The 17,685-nt window shown below is 61.3% G+C and carries 12 protein-coding genes, 1 tRNA gene and 1 pseudogene; 9 read left to right on the forward strand and 5 right to left on the reverse strand.

The features are described 5' to 3' along the window. The first annotated feature begins 660 nt into the window (after positions 1-660). A complete protein-coding gene (locus BKN05_RS10535) occupies positions 661-1,419 on the forward strand; it encodes a M23 family metallopeptidase (protein WP_286688603.1) in 759 nt (252 codons plus the stop codon). On the opposite strand, the gene pcrA is transcribed toward BKN05_RS10535, so the two are convergent. Continuing rightward, complete coding sequence (gene pcrA / locus BKN05_RS10540) at positions 1,416-3,929, reverse strand: DNA helicase PcrA (RefSeq protein ID WP_286688604.1); 2,514 nt, start codon at positions 3,927-3,929, stop codon at positions 1,416-1,418. The two genes, BKN05_RS10535 and pcrA, sit on opposite strands and share 4 nt — an antisense overlap. A 97-nt stretch (positions 3,930-4,026) precedes the next feature. On the opposite strand from pcrA, the gene BKN05_RS10545 reads away from it, so the two are divergent. The 3 genes from BKN05_RS10545 to pgi all read left to right on the forward strand — a co-directional run bounded on the left by BKN05_RS10545 (position 4,027) and on the right by pgi (position 7,468). Then, positions 4,027-4,350: a chorismate mutase gene (locus BKN05_RS10545; RefSeq protein WP_023021988.1), complete on the forward strand. Its 324-nt coding sequence runs from the start codon at positions 4,027-4,029 to the stop codon at positions 4,348-4,350. Positions 4,351-4,397: 47 nt separating this feature from the next. Next, positions 4,398-5,744, forward strand: a complete 1,347-nt coding sequence (locus BKN05_RS10550) for a Na+/H+ antiporter family protein (protein ID WP_049377695.1) — start codon at positions 4,398-4,400, stop codon at positions 5,742-5,744. An 86-nt stretch (positions 5,745-5,830) separates the two neighbouring features. Continuing rightward, entirely contained in the window at positions 5,831-7,468 is a 1,638-nt protein-coding gene (pgi, locus tag BKN05_RS10555) for a glucose-6-phosphate isomerase (RefSeq protein WP_286688605.1), read from the forward strand. Between the two features lie 165 nt (positions 7,469-7,633). On the opposite strand, the gene BKN05_RS10560 is transcribed toward pgi, so the two are convergent. The 3 genes from BKN05_RS10560 to BKN05_RS10570 are packed head-to-tail and all read right to left on the reverse strand — an operon-like array spanning position 7,634 to position 13,706. Beyond that, a complete protein-coding gene (locus BKN05_RS10560) occupies positions 7,634-8,047 on the reverse strand; it encodes a YccF domain-containing protein (RefSeq protein ID WP_286688606.1) in 414 nt (137 codons plus the stop codon). 24 nt (positions 8,048-8,071) lie between these two features. Continuing rightward, positions 8,072-8,890 (reverse strand): DNA-formamidopyrimidine glycosylase family protein, encoded by an 819-nt coding sequence (locus BKN05_RS10565; protein ID WP_286688607.1) that lies wholly within the window; start codon positions 8,888-8,890, stop codon positions 8,072-8,074. A gap of 16 nt (positions 8,891-8,906) precedes the next feature. Beyond that, positions 8,907-13,706, reverse strand: a complete 4,800-nt coding sequence (locus BKN05_RS10570) for an ATP-dependent helicase (protein WP_286688608.1) — start codon at positions 13,704-13,706, stop codon at positions 8,907-8,909. 35 nt (positions 13,707-13,741) lie between these two features. Here BKN05_RS10570 and BKN05_RS10575 point away from each other — a divergent pair, with 35 nt between their 5' ends. The 5 genes from BKN05_RS10575 to BKN05_RS10595 all read left to right on the forward strand — a co-directional run bounded on the left by BKN05_RS10575 (position 13,742) and on the right by BKN05_RS10595 (position 16,265). Further along, complete coding sequence (locus tag BKN05_RS10575) at positions 13,742-14,500, forward strand: 3'(2'),5'-bisphosphate nucleotidase CysQ (protein WP_286688609.1); 759 nt, start codon at positions 13,742-13,744, stop codon at positions 14,498-14,500. Next, positions 14,463-15,308 (forward strand): thymidylate synthase, encoded by an 846-nt coding sequence (locus BKN05_RS10580; protein WP_286688610.1) that lies wholly within the window; start codon positions 14,463-14,465, stop codon positions 15,306-15,308. The genes BKN05_RS10575 and BKN05_RS10580 overlap by 38 nt, the downstream gene beginning before the upstream one ends. Further along, the gene (locus BKN05_RS10585) at positions 15,308-15,838 is read left to right on the forward strand and encodes a dihydrofolate reductase (protein ID WP_286688611.1); all 531 of its coding nucleotides are present in this window, start codon (positions 15,308-15,310) and stop codon (positions 15,836-15,838) included. The genes BKN05_RS10580 and BKN05_RS10585 overlap by 1 nt, the downstream gene beginning before the upstream one ends. Next, positions 15,838-16,119 (forward strand): glutaredoxin domain-containing protein, encoded by a 282-nt coding sequence (locus BKN05_RS10590; protein ID WP_198492725.1) that lies wholly within the window; start codon positions 15,838-15,840, stop codon positions 16,117-16,119. Before BKN05_RS10585 ends, BKN05_RS10590 begins: the two co-directional genes overlap by 1 nt. A gap of 70 nt (positions 16,120-16,189) precedes the next feature. After that, positions 16,190-16,265: transfer RNA gene (locus BKN05_RS10595), tRNA-Arg, on the forward strand. 118 nt (positions 16,266-16,383) lie between these two features. Here the strand turns inward: BKN05_RS10595 and BKN05_RS10600 are convergent. Further along, positions 16,384-17,527 (reverse strand): annotated as a pseudogene (locus BKN05_RS10600) (IS3 family transposase). Positions 17,528-17,685: the final 158 nt, after the last annotated feature.

The following is a 17,685-nucleotide window of genomic DNA, read 5'->3' on the forward strand; positions in this document are numbered from 1 at the left end:
TGGCGCACCCCAGCCGAAGTCATGACCAACGCCCTCACACAAACCGGTAGCATCAAACCAAACTAACCATCATCGTTGCAACGACCCCTAGAATCCGCCTGCCCTAAAGACACCAGCGACGGCTCCCGACCACCGAGAGTGCAGCCAACCCTCCCCAAGACGACTCAAATGCGTCCCAGCCTTCCCATTGCGCCTCCAACAAAAGGCAAGCCCCGTCAAGACAAGCGCTCCACCACCGGACCCTAGACACAAATTGCGCCGCACAGCCAAGTCCAGTACGCAGCCTTGTCGCAGGTAAATACACATGTACGCTAATCACTGGGCTTGAACGCAACACGCCATTTCCAGAGCGGCACACCCACCCCCAAAATCTACCCCCAGACCCTAAACCAACACTTTACAGACGCCACTCCAATCACATTCGCAACACGCGTAACAAGCTGGCATGTTCGAATAATTTCGAATTATTCCCGTCTCTACCAGCGTTTTTTAAGATTGCGCGGGCTGTTCGGGCGGGCTAACTTTTAACTCGTTGCCACGAGCGATTTCGAACGCAAGCATTTCAGCTTTCGGCGTGTCGCGGTTGGCAGTTGCAAGACCCCGCCCCTCCAGGGGGCGGGCGTCCCGAGACCATGCACAGCCATGAAAAGGACTTTAACTATGAAGCGTATGAACCGCGCACGCAAGAACGTGGCGCTGAGCATCGTTACGCTTGGCACCGTACTTGCTACCGGCACCACCGCTTTTGCTGCAGAGCCAGTGGCTAGCGTGGACGTATCAGACGGCTCTTCCGAGCCCACCGCTACCAATGTAGATAACGCCGGAGTGGTCGACGCCCTTGTTGGCCTCGCCACCACCTCGGTTGGCCTGCTCAACGGCGAGGCTACCCCGCAGGTAGATGGAAACGAATCCGGCGGAGTAAATATCGTCTTGGATCCTGGTTCTGTACCGGGACTGAAGGAAGCATTCGCTCCGCAGGGAAATCACTCCGGACTCACCACGAAGCGCGGCAAGGACTCCGCGGGCAATACCGTGGTCTTTCCTACCTCCGGCACGCTTACTTCTGGCTTCGGCCAGCGCTGGGGCACGATGCACAACGGCATCGACGTAGCTAACCCGGTGGGCACCCCGATTCTGGCGGTCATGGACGGCACCGTCATCAACTCCGGCCCGGCACAGGGCTTTGGCAATTGGATCCGCATCCAGCACGATGACGGCACCATCTCCGTCTACGGTCACATGCCGGCAGACCAGCTCAAGGTAAATGTGGGCGAGCGCGTGACCGCGGGTCAAGAGATCGCCGGCATTGGTAACGAGGGCCACTCCACTGGCCCGCACCTCCACTTTGAGATTCACCCAGGTGGAGGAGCACCCGTTGACCCAGTCTCCTGGTTCAACGAGCGCGGCATTACGGTCTAGAGCTTTTCCATCGGCACCCCGCCGATGAGCATCAGCCGGACCTTACCGGAAGAACCAAAATCCACGGTGACCGTGGCGCGCTTACCGGAGCCGGACGTTTCGATGACGGTTCCGAGCCCGTATTTAGCGTGATTGACGCGGTCACCCACGGCAAGGTTGAGGTTATTGTTCTTAGGCATCGAGGTTGCCGCTGGCTTGCTGGTGCGCTGCGATGGGGAAGACGCAGCGCGCTGGCCACCGCGGGACCCGCCTCTGCCCCACCCGGACCAATCGCGGCCGTAGGAACGACCATATTGGTAATCGTCCTCGCCCCACGCGCCGGTTAAGGAACTATCGGAGTCTTCGCGCCGCCAGTTGATGAGGTCTTCTGGGACCTCGCCGAGGAAGCGGCTGGCGGGATTAGTCACCGGATTGCCCCACGCCGAGCGCAAAATGGCACGAGTGAGATACAGCTGCTCGCGAGCGCGGGTAATGCCCACATAGGCGAGGCGGCGCTCCTCGCTTAATTCCTTCGGGTCACCCAGTGAGCGCATATGCGGGAATTGGCCATCCTCCCAGCCGGTCAAAAAGACTACGGGGAACTCAAGACCCTTGGCGGTGTGCAGAGTCATCATGGTGACCACACCAGTCTCGGAATCTGGGATCTGGTCAGCATCGGCCACCAGCGACACCTTTTCCAAGAATGCCTGCAGCGAACCGGGCGCAGCTTCGCCCTCCTCTACTAGCTCGGAGGGGTCCACTGCATCCGCACCGGATGCAGCAAGCTGGTTGGCCGCCTCCGAGGTAAATTCGCGCGCCACCGATACCAACTCATTCAAGTTATCTAGGCGCGCACCGTCCTGCGGGTCATTCGAATTTTCCAATTCCGCCTTGTATCCTGTGGCATCCAAAATGGCGGAAAGCAGCTCGCCCAAATCCGGTTGGCCGGTAACCTCATCGCGCATGGACGGGATCTGATTGCGGATACCCTCCATCATGTCGTTGAATTTGGTTACTGCGTTAATGGCCCGGGTGCCAAGGCCAGGGACGTCGCCCCGGGGGACATCGACAAGCGCCTTGCCAAAGCTAATGCCGTGGTTTTCCGCATGGAGGGCGATATGCCCCTGCGCCTTGTCACCAATGGCGCGCTTGGGCACGTTGATGATGCGGCGCAGACTTACCGTATCGTCCGGATTATCCAAGATGCGCAGGTAGGCCACCATATCGCGGATTTCGCGTCGCTCATAAAAGCGCGTGCCACCCACCACCTTGTACGGAATTCCGGAACGTATAAAGATATCTTCCAGCGCACGGGAGGCGTTATTGGTGCGGTACATGACCGCGATATCGGAATAGCTGCGGCCCTTATCCGCCAATGAGTCGATTTCAGAGGCGATAAACCGCGCCTCGTCATGCTCGTTATCGGCCACATAACCCACGATCTGCTCGCCCTCACCGTGGGCGGTCCACAGGTTCTTCTCGCGGCGATTCTCATTCTTGGCGATTACGGCATTGGCCGCATTGAGAATGGTCTGCGTAGAGCGATAATTTTGTTCCAGCAAGATCGTGTGCGCCTGGGGGTAGTCGCGCTCGAATTCCTGAATATTGCGGATGGTGGCCCCGCGGAAGGCATAAATGGACTGATCGGAATCGCCCACTACGCACAACTCGGGGGCATCGGGGCCGAGCTCTCCCCTGCCCACGAGCGCGGCAACTAGGGCGTATTGGGCGTGATTGGTGTCCTGGTACTCGTCGATAAGCACGTGCTTGAAGCGCCGGCGATAGAACTCCACCACCTGCTGGTGCTGGGTGAAAATCCGCACCACCTCACCGATGAGATCATCAAAGTCCACAGCATTGGCCGCGCGCAGGCGGCGCTGGTATTCGGCATAGACCTGGGCCACGGTGGTTTCAAATGGGTTCTTGGTCTGCTGCGCCTTTTCCAATGCGGATTCGGGACCGATGAGCTCATTTTTGTGATTAGAAATCTGATTGGCCAGGACCCGCGGGGTGTACTTCTTTAGATCCAGCTGCATGTCCTTAGCAATCATGGACAAAAGCCGGCGGGCATCATCGCCATCATAAATGGTGAAGTTGGTATTAAGCCCCGGCACCAGCTGCGCATTTTGGCGCAGGATGCGCACACAGATGGAGTGGAAGGTAGACACCCACATGCGCTCGGCCACGGGGCCTACCAGCCCACCCACGCGCTCCTTCATTTCCGCGGCGGCCTTATTAGTAAAGGTAATGGCGAGGATCTCCCACGGATTTACCCCGCGATGGCGCATGAGATAGGCAATGCGGCGGGTAAGCACGGCGGTCTTGCCAGAACCAGCGCCGGCCACGATGAGCAGCGGGCTGCCCGAGTGGGTAACGGCCTCAAGCTGCTGCGGGTTAAGACCCTCGGTCAAGGCATCGGGAGAATCAGGCTGCGGGCTCGCTGCGCGCGGTGTGCCGAAGCCGCCAAAGGGGCTTGGTGTGGGTGCGCCGCCGGTGGACGGGGAAGGGCTAAAAGGAGAGTTTTCGTTCATAGTGCCTTCCAACCTACTAGCCCCACCGGACACGCCCCGTATCCGCCGTGCAAGCTGCTATTTCCTTTTGCGCGGGCGGGTGGCACAATATGGTCTTATGACCGCAGAAGATAACAAGGACATCGTCGATAACGGCCTGGACATCCGCACGCCTTCGGGTACGGATGATCCCCTATCTGATGCGGAGATCCAGCAGTATCGCGAAGAAATCAACCGCATGGACCGCATCATCTTGGATGCCGCCAAGCGCCGAACGGAAGTCTCTCAGGCTATTGGCCGCACCCGCATGAGCTCCGGCGGCACCCGCCTGGTTCACACGCGCGAGATCGCCATTTTGAATCAGTTCCGCGATGAACTTGGGGAAGAAGGCCCCACCATCGCCTCGGCGCTACTGCGGATGGGCCGCGGCCGCCTGGGTTAGCCGAATAATTACGACCCAGCCGATACTATGCAGTACCCTGAATTAGCATGAATGCAGTTCTCGTCGCCGTCATAGTCATGCTCGTGCTCGCCCTCCTGCGCGTGCATGTGGTGGTAGCGCTCTTCCTAGGAGCCATCGTCGGCGGGCTCCTGTCGGGCATGGGCCTCGATGCCACCATGGTCGCCTTCCAAGACGGCTTGGGCGGCGGCGCCAAGATTGCCCTAAGCTATGCCCTCTTGGGCGCTTTTGCCATGGGTGTAGCCTCGGCCGGGCTGCCACAGGTCCTGGCTAATTTCCTCATCCGCAAGCTCGGCGGCAGCGGCGAAGCAGACCCCAAGACCGCCCTGGCCACCAAGTGGATGCTCATCCTCGGGCTCATCGCCATGTCCGTGATGAGCCAGAACCTCATCCCGGTCCACATCGCCTTCATTCCGCTCATCATCCCGCCGCTACTTACAGTGATGAATAAGCTGCGCCTGGACCGCCGGCTCATTACCACCTGCCTGACCTTCGGCCTTATCACCACCTACATGTTCATTCCGGTGGGCTTTGGCTCCATCTACCTAAATGACATCCTGCTCTTTAATATCCAGCAGGCGGGGCTTGATACCTCCGATATCAATATCATGCAGGTTATGGGCGTGCCGGCGCTCGGTATGCTCGCCGGCCTACTCATCGCCATCTTCATTAGCTACCGCAAACCGCGCGACTATGAAAACCTGCCCATCGCGGCTGAGGAGCACCAAGAGGCCCCCTCTGCCTATAAGGTGTGGGTTTCCGTCGTGGCCATCATTGCCACCTTTGCGGTGCAGATTGTTATGCAGGCGCTCGACTTCGAATCCGATGGCCTGATGGTCGGCGCGCTGACTGGCTTGGGAATTTTGCTGCTTACCGGCGCGGTGGATTGGAAGCACGCGGATGATGTCTTTACCAATGGCATGAAGATGATGGCGCTCATCGGCTTCATCATGATCACCGCCCAGGGGTTCGCCTCGGTCATGACAGCCACCAATGAAGTCGGCCCGCTGGTGGATGCCACCGCCAACCTCTTTGGCACCAATAAGGTCCTTTCCGCCGGCGCGATGCTGGTGGTGGGCTTGGTGGTCACCATGGGCATCGGCTCGTCCTTTTCCACCTTGCCCATCATCTCCGTTATCTATGTGCCGCTATGCATGTCGTTGGGCTTTAGCCCCGCGGCCACCGTGGCGCTTATTGGCACCGCAGGCGCGCTTGGCGACGCCGGCTCTCCCGCCTCCGATTCCACCCTCGGCCCTACCGCGGGCTTGGGCGCGGATGGCCAGCACGACCACATCCGCGACTCGGTCATTCCCACCTTCATCCACTTCAATATTCCGCTGCTTATCGCCGGCTGGGCAGGCGCGCTCATCCTCTAAGACGGCCCGACGCGGTAGTGCTTTCTGGACTACGGTGGGAGGGGTACATGTTGCCAATGCGCTAGTTGCCAGAAAGGCCTACCACCATGGATATCACCGCATCTGCCCAGTGGAGCGAGCTCGCGAAGGTTTATGAGGAGAAGAAGGACCTCAACCTCCGCGAGCTTTTTGCCGCCGATGCAGACCGCGCCCGCAACTTCACCTTCGACGCCGCCGGGCTGCACGTCGATCTGTCGAAGAACCTGATCGACGGGGACATCGTCAAGCAGCTGGTTGAGGTAGCCAAGGCCGCTGACCTTGAGGCCCGCCGCGACGCCATGTTCGCCGGCGAACACATCAATAACACCGAGGACCGCGCCGTGCTGCACACCGCACTGCGCATCCCTGCCGAAGATGACTTGAGCGTTGACGGCCAGGACGTCGCCGCCGATGTCCACAAGGTCTTAGGCCGCATGCGCGATTTCGCCACCGCGCTGCGCTCCGGCTCGTGGCTCGGGCATACCGGCCACACCATCAAAAAGGTAGTCAATATCGGCATCGGTGGCTCTGACCTCGGACCAGCGATGGCGGCCAAGGCACTGCGCTCCTATGAGGTCGCCGGCATCTCCGCCGAATTCGTCTCCAACGTTGACCCGGCCGATATGGCCGCCACGCTCGATGGTCTGGACGCAGAATCTACCCTATTCATCATCGCCTCCAAGACCTTTACCACCCAGGAGACGCTAACCAATGCGCACGCTGCGCGCCGCTGGCTGATCGAGCAATTCGATGGTGACGAATCCGCCGTGGCCAAGCACTTCGTCGCCGTGTCCACCAATGCGGAGAAGGTAGCCGAGTTCGGCATCGATACCGAGAACATGTTCCCGTTCTGGAATTGGGTCGGCGGCCGCTACTCCGTAGATTGCGCCATCGGCCTGTCCCTCATGTGCACCATTGGCCCGATGGACTTCATGCGCTTCCTCGAGGGCTTCCACGCCATGGACGAGCACTTCCGCACCACCCCACTGGAAGAAAACGTCCCAGCGCTCATGGGTCTCTTGGGGGTCTGGTACACCAACTTCTTCGGCGCCCAGACCCACGCCGTGCTCCCCTATTCCCAGGACCTCGGCCGCTTCCCGGCCTACCTGCAGCAGCTGACCATGGAATCCAATGGCAAGTCCGTGCGCCGCGACGGCACCGCGGTCACCGTTCCATCCACCGGGGAAATCTACTGGGGCGAGCCGGGCACCAATGGCCAGCACGCCTTCTTCCAACTCATGCACCAAGGCACCCGCCTCATCCCGGCGGACTTCATCGGGTTTGCCCGCCCGAAGCAGGACTTCCCTACCGCCGATGGCTCCGGGTCCATGCATGATCTGCTCATGGGCAACTTCTTTGCGCAGACCAAGGTGCTGGCCTTTGGCAAGACCGCAGAAGAAATCGCGGCCGAGGGCGTTGACGAGGCAGTCGTGCCCCATAAAGTGATGCCGGGCAACCGCCCAACCACCGCCATCCTGGCCGAGGAGCTCACCCCCGCCGTGCTCGGCGCGCTCATCGCCCTCTACGAGCACATCGTGTTTACCCAGGGCGTTATCTGGGATATCAACTCCTTCGACCAGTGGGGCGTGGAGCTGGGCAAGCAGCAGGCCAATGATTTGGCACCGGCAGTCTCCGGCGCTGCCGCCGCCGACTCCGGCGACCAGTCCACCGATGAGCTCATCGGTTGGTATCGCTCCAACCGCTAAAGGCCCACTTTGAGCCGCGCTATCCCCTCCCACCTACTCGGCGGGGCGGATAACGCGGCTGCTTTATGGCCGAGCTTGCCCCACGGCGATGTAAAACAAGCACGTTCTGCCCCAAATCAAAGGAACATTAAGCAGAACGTGCTTGTTTTGTCAGCGGAATGCGGTTTAGAGCTTGACCATCGGCTCCCAGCCGAATGGGATGTGATCAGAGTCCACAATCTTGCGGCCGAACGGGAAACAGGTCACCGGGATCATCTTTAGGTTGGCCAGCGCAGCTGGGATGCCCACGATGGTCACTACCTGTGCCGCCGCGGTGGTGACGTGGCCAATGGCCAGCCACAGGCCGGCGACCACGAACCAGACGATATTGGAAAAGGTAGACATGGAGCCGCTTCCCTTTACCGGCTGCACTACCGAACGGCCAAATGGCCACAGGGCGAAATTAGCCATGCGGAACGAGGCCACGCCCGCTGGAATGGTGACGATGAAGATGCAGGCGATAATGCCAAAGATGAAGTAGGCCAAGGCTAGGAGGAACCCGCCGGTGATGAACCAAATGATGTTAAGAAAGGTACGCATGTCCCCCACACTAGCGCGGTCGTCTTACTGCGCGGGGTGAAAAGGCTGGCAATGCGGGCACCACCAGATGATGCGCTCGAGTTCGCCTTCATCACCTCCGCGGTCCACACCGCCGAGCGCGCCCTTGGTGATGAACGTGCCGCAGCGACGACAGCGCTTGCGATTGCGGCCGAAGACATAAGTGGTCTCCCCGGCGCGGCGCACGCCGGTGGTAACACGCACCGGGGAGGTGCGATTAGCCCACATGACGCGCCGGGAGATATCGAGGATGCGGTCGGTATCTACCTCGGCTACTGGCGTGGCGGGATGCACGCCGGCCAAGAAACACGCTTCGGCGCGGTATTCATTGCCGATCCCCGCAACGACTTTTTGGTCTAGCAGCGCGGCTCCGATGGCGCGCTGCGGCCGAGAGTTCAGCCGGCGCAGGGCCTCCTCGCGGTCCCAGTCGGGGTCGAGGATATCTGGACCGAGGTGAGCGATGCGCTGGTGGTAGTGGTCAGCAGGATAGATATCCACGAAGCCAAGTTGGTGGCCAACGACCTCGATATCGCGCGGGGAATTGGCCAGCTGCAGCACGATGCGGGCGGTGTGCCCGGGCTTGCGCCAGCGATCGCCTACGTAGTGGATGGCCCAGGTGCCCTCCATCTTGAGGTGGGTGTGCACGATGGTCTGGTCGAATTGCATGAAGAGGTGCTTGCCGTAGGGCCAGACGCGCTCGCACACCATGCCGTCGAGGTGAACGGTGGCATAGCGCGGCACGCGCACGGAGCAGCCGGTGACTTCGCGGCCGGCCATGAACTGCAGGCGGTTGGATAGCTGCAAGACGGAATCGCCTTCGGGCATAAAACCTCCTGTGGTTTTAGCGACGGTACCCGCCGCGCGGGCGGAAACCACCATTATTGCGCGGAGCTGGCGGTGGATCATCAAAACTGAGTTCTTCGATGGCCTCGGAGGCCCGGCGTCCTGCCCGCGGGGTGCGCGGAGCGGCGGCGCGGGCGGAGATGCGCACGCCCTTAGGCGTAATGCCGGCGCCGGCTTCGCGCAGGTGGGCTGCCGCATCGGTTTTATGGATGGGGCTGCCATTGCACTTTTCGACGACCAGCGGGGACAACGCTCCCCTCGCCACCATGTCCGTGAGCGCGGAAACCAAGCGGGGATATACCTCGGCGGGGTCGATGCCATCGGGCAGCGATTCGATAAAGGTGGTGAGGGTTTTGCCGCCGCGGGTAAGGTGGGCGATGGGTAGGCCGTCGATAAGCACTACCAGCGCACCGGCCGAACGGGTGGGCCCGCCGGTGGCTTTGCCGTCGGCGTCGTCGCGCTGCGGCCACGGCAGGGCCGCACCGTAGGGATTGGCCGGGTCGCAGGCGGCGAGGACAAAGGTCTCGGGCTCGGTGGTACCAGACGGCCAACCGGTAACATCCGGGGAATCGGCCAGGCCGCGCAGGCGGTCGATAATGGCGGGTGTCGAAAATTGAGCAGCGCCGAGGCCGTCAATGACGTAGCCGCGCATGGCCTTGCCGGATTCCTCAAAACCGGAGAGCACCTTATAGGCCAGTGCGAAACCGCCGAGCACGTCTTCGGCCACGACGGAGCCGCGGGTGAGCACGCCGTAGCGATCGAGCCAGGCCTCGCCGTGGGCGACGGACCGGGAGGTGGCATCGGTAGAGGCTGGTACCGCGAGCGACCACCGGCCCATGACATCGGGCGGGGTCCCCGCGCCCGCGGCGTTCTGCGCCTGGGCGAAGGAGGTGCGGCCCATGCGCAGGCGGGAGCGGGTGGGCCGCCGCTTCGAGCGATGCGCGGTGCGGCCCGAGCGCGAGCCGCCGGAAGACAGTCGGGTGCGAATAGGCGCGAAAGAATCGGGACTCACCAGGCCCATCTCCACTAACCCCCAGAGGGCCTCGCGGGTCTCCTCGGTGGTACCGGGGACCTCGGCGGCAATATCGGCAAAGAGGAAGCCACCGCCGCGGCCGAGGACATCGAGGATAGAGCGCTGCACCATGCTAACGCCCTCGGCATCCGTTTCCGGGGCGAGTTGAGCAGCATAGTCTGAGGGCAACAGCATGATCCAGGGGTCGGCCGCGCCGGCCTTGCCAGCACCCACAATGAGCACCTCGCCATTGGAGGTGAGCTCATCGAGCATGGTGGGTGAATAATCGCCCACCCGGGCGGGCAGGATGAGCGATTCCCACGCGGAGGCGGGCAGGCGCACCCCGGCGAGCTGCTCGATGACGGAAAAGACGCCATCGGCACCGCGCAGGGCCGGGCGCTTTCCGGCCGGTGCGATGCTATGCCACTCCGGCAAGAAACGGGCGAAGGTAGCGCCCGAGACCGGCTCGGTAGCAGCCCGCGCGGCGGCGAGCGAGCGCGAGCGAATGGTCTTCAGCACCGCGGCGGCGCAGTACTCCTGCTCCTCCACTCCCTGCCGGTAACGGCCTTCCACTACCCCATCGAGCGCGCCGAGGACGGTGTGCGCGGCGGAGACGGATATGTCGAAGGCTGCGGTGAGATCGCGCAGCACAAACGGACCGCGGGTGCGCGCCCAGCGCGAGACCAGCTGCGGCAAGGCATCGGAAATAGTGGCCACTTGGGCAGGGATGCCGGGAGGGATGGGGATACCCAGGGCGTCGCGAAGCAGGGGCGCATCCTGGGCCTGGGCTAGGTGCTCGCGCCCGCCAATGCGCACGCGCATAATCCGAGTGCCCAGCTGGTCCAGGGCGGATAACGGCACATCGGTGTGCTCGCCCAGCTCGTCCACGGGAATCGGCCCCAGCACGCGAAGCAGGTCCGCAACCTCCTCGGTGGTGCGGGCCCGGCGCGAGGGATCGGTGCGCTGGAGCTGGGCATGGACCTCGGCGATGATCTCTGGATCGAGCAACTCGCGCAGCTCCACCGTGCCGAGGAGCTTGGCTAGAAGCGCTGGGTCGAGGGCCAAGGCGGCCGCGCGCTTTTCTGCTAACGGGGAATCGCCCTCGTACATAAACGCGCCGGTGTAGTTAAACAGCAGCGAAGAGGCAAAGGGCGAAGGCTGCTCGGTGGTGACCTCCGCGATGCGGATGCGGCGGTGCCCCAGCTCCCGCATGACCTCCGTAAGCGCAGGAACGTCGTAGACGTCCTGGACGCACTCGCGCACCGTCTCCAAGATGATGGGAAAGGACGGGTACTTGCGGGCAACGTCCAAAAGCTGCTCGGCGCGCTGGCGCTGCTGCCACAGCGGTGCGCGCTTGCCCGGGTTGCGGCGAGGCAAGAGCAACGCGCGGGCCGCACATTCGCGGAAGCGGGAGGCAAAGAGCGCGGAGTTGCCCACTTGCTCGGCCACGATATCGGCCATCTCATCAGCATCGAAGGCGAAGATGGACCCATCAGGTTCGGATTCTGCTTCCGGCAGGCGCAGCACGATTCCATCATCGCCAGCTACTGCCTGCGGATCCATGCCGGTGCGCTCGCCTACCCTGGCCCCCACCGCCAACGCCCACGCGGAGTTGACCGGCCGGCCAAACGGGGTATGCAGTACCACGCGCCAATCGCCCAACTCATCGCGGAAGCGCTCAAGCACCAGTGTCTTTTCATCCGGGATGACACCAGTGGCTTCACTCTGCTCCTGCAAATAGGCCACGATATTGGAGCGCGCATTATCATCGGCGTCCGCAATGATCTCCGGCGAGGAAAATACCTCACGACGATACTCACCTAGCGCCTTGCCCAACTCATAGGGACGACCTGCGCCATCGCCATTCCAAAATGGCAGGCGGCCGGTATGCCCCGGCGCGGGCGTGACCAACACCTGGTCGCGAGTGATGTCCTCGATGCGCCAACTGGTAGCGCCCAGGGTGAAAACATCGCCCACCCGGGACTCGTAGACCATCTCCTCATCCAGCTCGCCCACCCGGCGCGGAGCACCACCGGAGCCCTCGCCCGAACCGGTATAGAGGAATACCCCAAACATGCCTCTATCGGGAATCGTGCCGCCACTGGTCACGGCCACGCGCTGGGCGCCAGGCCGCGCGGTCATCACTCCCGTCACGCGGTCATAGACCACGCGAGGTTTAAGTTCCGCAAAGTCCGTGGACGGATATACACCGCTTACCAAGTCCAGTACGGAGTCATAGACCTCGCGCGCCAGATCGCGGTAGGGCCAGGCCCGGCGGACCATCTCGTACCACTCATCGGCATCGAGCCCGTCCTCGCCGGCCGCGGCCACGGCCGCCACCGTCTGCTGCGCTAGCACGTCCAGCGGGTTGCGCGGGGTATGCATCTCTTCAATGAGCCCGGCGCGCATGCGCGATACCGTCAGCGTGGACTGCACCAGATCCGCGCGGTGCTTGGGATAAAAGGAGCCATGCGATACCGCGCCCACAAAGTGCCCGGCGCGTCCCACGCGCTGCAGCCCGGAGGCCACGGAGGGCGGCGATTCCACCTGCACGACTAGCTCCACGGCCCCCATATCGATGCCCAGCTCCAGCGAGCTGGTGGCCACCACGGCCTTGAGCGTGCCCTCCTTCAGCATGGTCTCTGTCATCGCGCGCTCGTCCTTGGACACCGAGCCATGGTGGGCGCGGGCGATGACGGCCGGGGCCTTGCCGGCGACGTCAACCTGTTTCATCAACTGGGCTGGGTCGCGCCGAGTCTCAGGCGAGAGCGAATCCGGATCGTGCTCTTGCGCATAGAGCTCATTGAGCCGGCTGGTCAGCCGCTCGGCCGTGCGGCGGGAGTTTACAAATACCAGCGTGGAGCGATGCGCCATGATCTCCGCATAGAGGTCATCCTCAATAAACGGCCAGATGGACTTGGCCGTGGGCAGCGCGGACTCATCCACGGAAGGAGAGCTGATGCCAATCGCATCGTCCACCGTCATCTCCCCAATGGTGGAGCCTTGCTCTGGCGTGGGGAGATCGGACATATCCTCCACGGGCACGTGCACGTCCAGCTGCCACTTCTTCTCCGCGGCTGGCGCCACAATTTCTACTGGGCGGTTGCCACCTAAGAAATTCGATACCGCAGACAGCGGCCGCACGGTGGCGGAAAGCCCGATGCGCTGGAAGTCTCCTGCCACCTGCTGCAGGCGCTCCAAGGTCAGCGCCAGGTGCACGCCGCGCTTGGTACCGGCCAGGGCATGGATCTCATCGATAATGACGGTATCCACCGTCTTCAAAATCCCCGCTGCTTTAGAGGTCAGCATCAAATAGGCGGACTCCGGGGTGGTAATCAAAATATCCGGCGGCTTGCGCACTTGTCGCGCACGCTCGGCAGACGGCGTATCCCCCGAGCGAACGCCTACCGATATATCCGGCACCTCCAGCCCTAGGTTCTCTGCGGTGCGTGCGATGCCGGTCAGCGGGGCGCGCAGGTTGTTTTCCACGTCCACGCCCAGCGCCTTGAGCGGCGAGATATACAGCACCTTCACCCCGGCGGCGGATCCAGCAGTCCCAGAGCCCACCGGCAACGCCAGCTGGCCCTCGCGCTCGACCAAATTATTCAGCGCCCACAAAAACGCAGCGAGCGTCTTACCGGAGCCGGTAGGAGCTACTACAAGGGCATGCTCACCGCGGGAAATCTTCTCCCAGGCCTGCGCCTGCACGGCGGTAGGAGCAGCAAATACATCCTTAAACCACTGCGCTACTTGGGGCCGGAAGCGGTCGAGGATGTTTTCTGGCATGCCCACACTCTAGTCCGCGTTGTAATGTGGGCACCATGACCGTCGAGATTTCTGATTCCCGCCTGACCAATTCCCTCGCCCAGGGCTGCGGCGAGATCCTTAAGGGTGTGCGCAACGGGGGCCTGCTGCGGGGCCTTTCGCTTGGCGACGCCGGCGATGAGGCCGCCCAAGAATGGATCGCTCGCGTCCTCGAGCAGCACCGTCCCCAGGACGGCATGCTCTCTGAGGAAGCCTCCGATGACCTTGCCCGCTTGAAGAAGGACCGCGTATGGATCGTGGACCCGCTCGACGGCACCAAGGAATTCGCCACCGGCCGCCAGGACTGGGCAGTGCACATTGCCCTCGTAGAAAATGGCACTCCCATCCACGCGGCGGTGGGCCTGCCGGATCTCGGCGTTACCTTTAAGTCCTCGGACGTCCGCGCGGTCACCGGCCCGCTTTCTAAGAAGTTCGTCATCTCCCGCAACCGCCCGCCCAAGGTAGCCGGCTACATCGCGGAGAAGATGGGCTATGAGACTGTGGGCGTCGGCTCCGCGGGCGCGAAGGCCATGCACGTGCTGCTAGGCGATTATGACGGTTATATCCACGCCGGCGGCCAGTACGAGTGGGATCAGGCCGCCCCAGTGGGCGTCGCCCAAGCCTCCGGCCTGCACTGCTGCCGCCTCGACGGCTCCGAGATTCGCTTCAATAATGAGGACACCTTCATCCCGGATATCCTCATCTGCCGCCCCGAACTCAAAGACGAAATCCTCGAGCATGCCCAGGCCTTTGACGCGGAGCACGGCGGATTCTAAACTAGTGCGCATGATTGAGACCCCGTACGAGGATCTGCTGAAGAAGGTCCTAGAGACCGGCACCCCCAAAGGCGATCGCACCGGCACCGGCACGCGCTCCATCTTTGGTGCGCAGCTGCGTTATAACCTGGCCGAGTCCTTCCCGCTGCTGACCACCAAGAAGGTCTATTTCCATGCGGTGCTGGGCGAGCTTTTGTGGTTCCTCAAGGGCGAGTCCAATATCAAGTTCCTGCAGGACAACAAGGTCCGCATCTGGAATGAGTGGGCGGATGACAACGGCGAGCTGGGCCCGGTCTACGGCGTGCAATGGCGCTCCTGGCCCACCCCGGACGGCCAGCACATCGATCAGATCCAACAGGCGCTCGATACCCTCAAGAACAACCCGGATTCGCGCCGCAATCTGGTCTCTGCATGGAACGTCGCGGAGCTAGACAAGATGGCTCTGATGCCCTGCCACCTGCTCTTCCAGCTCTACGTGGCCGATGGCACCTTGTCCATGCAGGTCTATCAGCGCTCGGCCGATATGTTTTTGGGCGTTCCCTTTAATATCGCCTCCTACGCGGCGCTGACCCACATGTTTGCCCAGCAGGCCGGCCTCAAAGTGGGCGAGCTCATCTGGACCGGCGGCGATTGCCATATCTATAACGACCATGTGGAGCAGGTCAAAGAACAGCTTTCCCGCGAGCCGCGCCCCTACCCGCAACTCAACCTCCACAAGGCGGAAGACATGTTCTCTTATGACTTCACCGATTTTGAGATTGAGGGCTACGACCCCCACCCCACCATCAAGGCGCAGGTGTCCGTCTAATGCTGGGCGCAATCTGGGCGCAGTCCCTGGACGGCATCATTGGCGATGGCGAGCAGATGCCCTGGCACGTGCCGGAGGATCTCAAGCACTTTAAGGACGTGACCATGGGCGCGCCGGTCATCATGGGCCGGAAGACCTGGGAGTCCCTCAATCCTAAATTCCGTCCCCTTCCCGGCCGCGAGAACTACGTGCTCTCCTCCCGCACACCCGGCCAGTGGTCCGCCGGCGCCCAGGTGCTTACCGCGATGCCCTCGCTTTCCGACGCCTGGATTCTCGGCGGCGGCCAAATCTACACCGCCACCTTGGCCCAAGTGGACCGCATTGAAGTCACCCTCATGGGCGTTAATATCGGTAGCACCTACGGCGAAAAGTCCATCTACGCCCCCGACATCCCCGAGGAATTCGGCCTGGCCCACAGCACCGACTGGCTCACCTCTGCCAAGGGCCATCTGGCACTTCCGGACCAAGAGGCCAGCGATCTCCCCATGAAATACCGCTTTTTAACCTACGACCGAAAGGATGCAGCCTAATGTCTGTTACTACCCCAGAAACCAACTCCGACGTCACCATTTTCTACGCTGACTGGTGCCCCTTCTGCGCCAAGCTCATCAAGAACTTGGACCGCACCGAAACCCCCTACGCGCTTGTCGACGTCGAGGGTGACAACGCCGAAGACATCAACGCCTGGATCGAATCCGTCAACGACGGCAACCGCATCATCCCCACCGTCCTCTACTCCGATGGCACCCACGAGACCAACCCACCGGCCTCCTCCGTGCGCAATAAGCAGAAGGAATTGGCCGAAAGCTAACCGACGCCCCAGCCATTTCGGGGCGCTCCTGCCCCACTGCTATGATTAGCCAAGTTGCACACGCAACCCCGCCCCAGTAGCTCAGGGGATAGAGCACGGCTCTCCTAAAGCCGGTGTCGGTGGTTCGAATCCACTCTGGGGCACCATGTGAAGTCTCGAGACATCGTTCCGGTCGGTGTCTCGAGATTTTTCGTTTTTAGTTGCCCCGTTGGGGGTTGAGTTCGTTGGTCCTGGCCCCCGGAAAGTAGACACGTCGGGGGTTAGCTATGCTGCTTGGGTCAGTGTAGCTGAATTAAGCGCTTCGAAGTCATCGCGGGCTACAGGATTGCACCAGGAGTGCCGCCTGCGCGTGTTGTAGCGCATGCACCATCGAAAGACTTCTTGGCGGCAGGTAATGGGATTGCGAAAGACTTTCCGATCTCGCAGGACTTCACGCTTTAAGGTGGCGTTAAATGACTCTGCCAAGGCATTATCGGCACTCGTTCCCACCGCGCCCATGGATTGACACTGCCGTGATCGGAATGGAAAATTGCCCCTTTAAGGCTTCCACGGACTTTCCTGGCATGGGTGAGAGCTTCGATAACTAGCGATACGCGCATGTGATCGGCTAGTGCATGGCCGACGAGTTTGCGCGAGTAGACGTCGATGACCATAGCTAGGTACATGTTCTTGCCACCCTTACACGGCAGGTACGTAATGTCGCCAACATAGACGTGGTTCGGCCTGTCAGCGGTGAATTTGCGGCCCACTAAATCTGGCATGACGCGGTGACCAGGCTTACGCCTGGTAGTGACACATCGGCGGCGCTTGGTAAAGCCTTTAAGCCCCATGGATTTCATGATGCGTGCGACCTTCTTGTGATTGATCGGGCCGAAATCCGTATCACTGTTGAGGCTCGCAGCGATGCGTTTAGCACCATAAAGCCCGTGCTCATCATCAAAAGTGGTCTTGATTTTTGCACCAATAAGGGCATCGGAACACATCTTTAACCTGCGTTTTTCGCGGGTTTGCACCCATTTATAAAACGAGGAGCGATTGAGCTTTAACACGTGGCACATCCGCTTAACCGAGAATTCGGTTCGGTGGTCATAGACAAACTGGAAGCGGATTACCAGCGTGTCTCTTCGGCAAAATATTTCGCGGCCTTGCGCAGGATGTCACGTTCTTCTCGCAGTTTTGCGTTTTCTTTTTCTAACTGGCGGATCCGCTCAGAATCATTCGCTGCTTGGGCTTTATCCTGCACTGCTTTTATGCGGGCACGTTTGCCGGTGCCGTACTTCTTGATCCAAGAATGCAGCGAGGCTCGGTTGATACCGAGCTCTGCTGAAGCCGCGTGAAGTGAGAGGTCCTCATTGTTTTCGTAGAGGGCCACAGCATCACATTTGAACTGTTCGGAGTACCTAGGCATGGTGGTAGATTACCTTTCTTCCCAACCCAACCGGGCTGAATATCAGGTGTCTACCTAACAGGGGGTGTTCCTATATAGGTTGTCAACTCCGCGGGTGGGCTTGTTGGGGGTGTGAAGGGTTTCTGCTTCACGTTGTGGATGTTGTTTTCGGGCATCTT

The organism is Corynebacterium sp. S5S1 (genome assembly GCF_001913985.1).
Taxonomy (GTDB): Bacteria; Actinomycetota; Actinomycetes; order Mycobacteriales; family Mycobacteriaceae; genus Corynebacterium; species Corynebacterium marquesiae.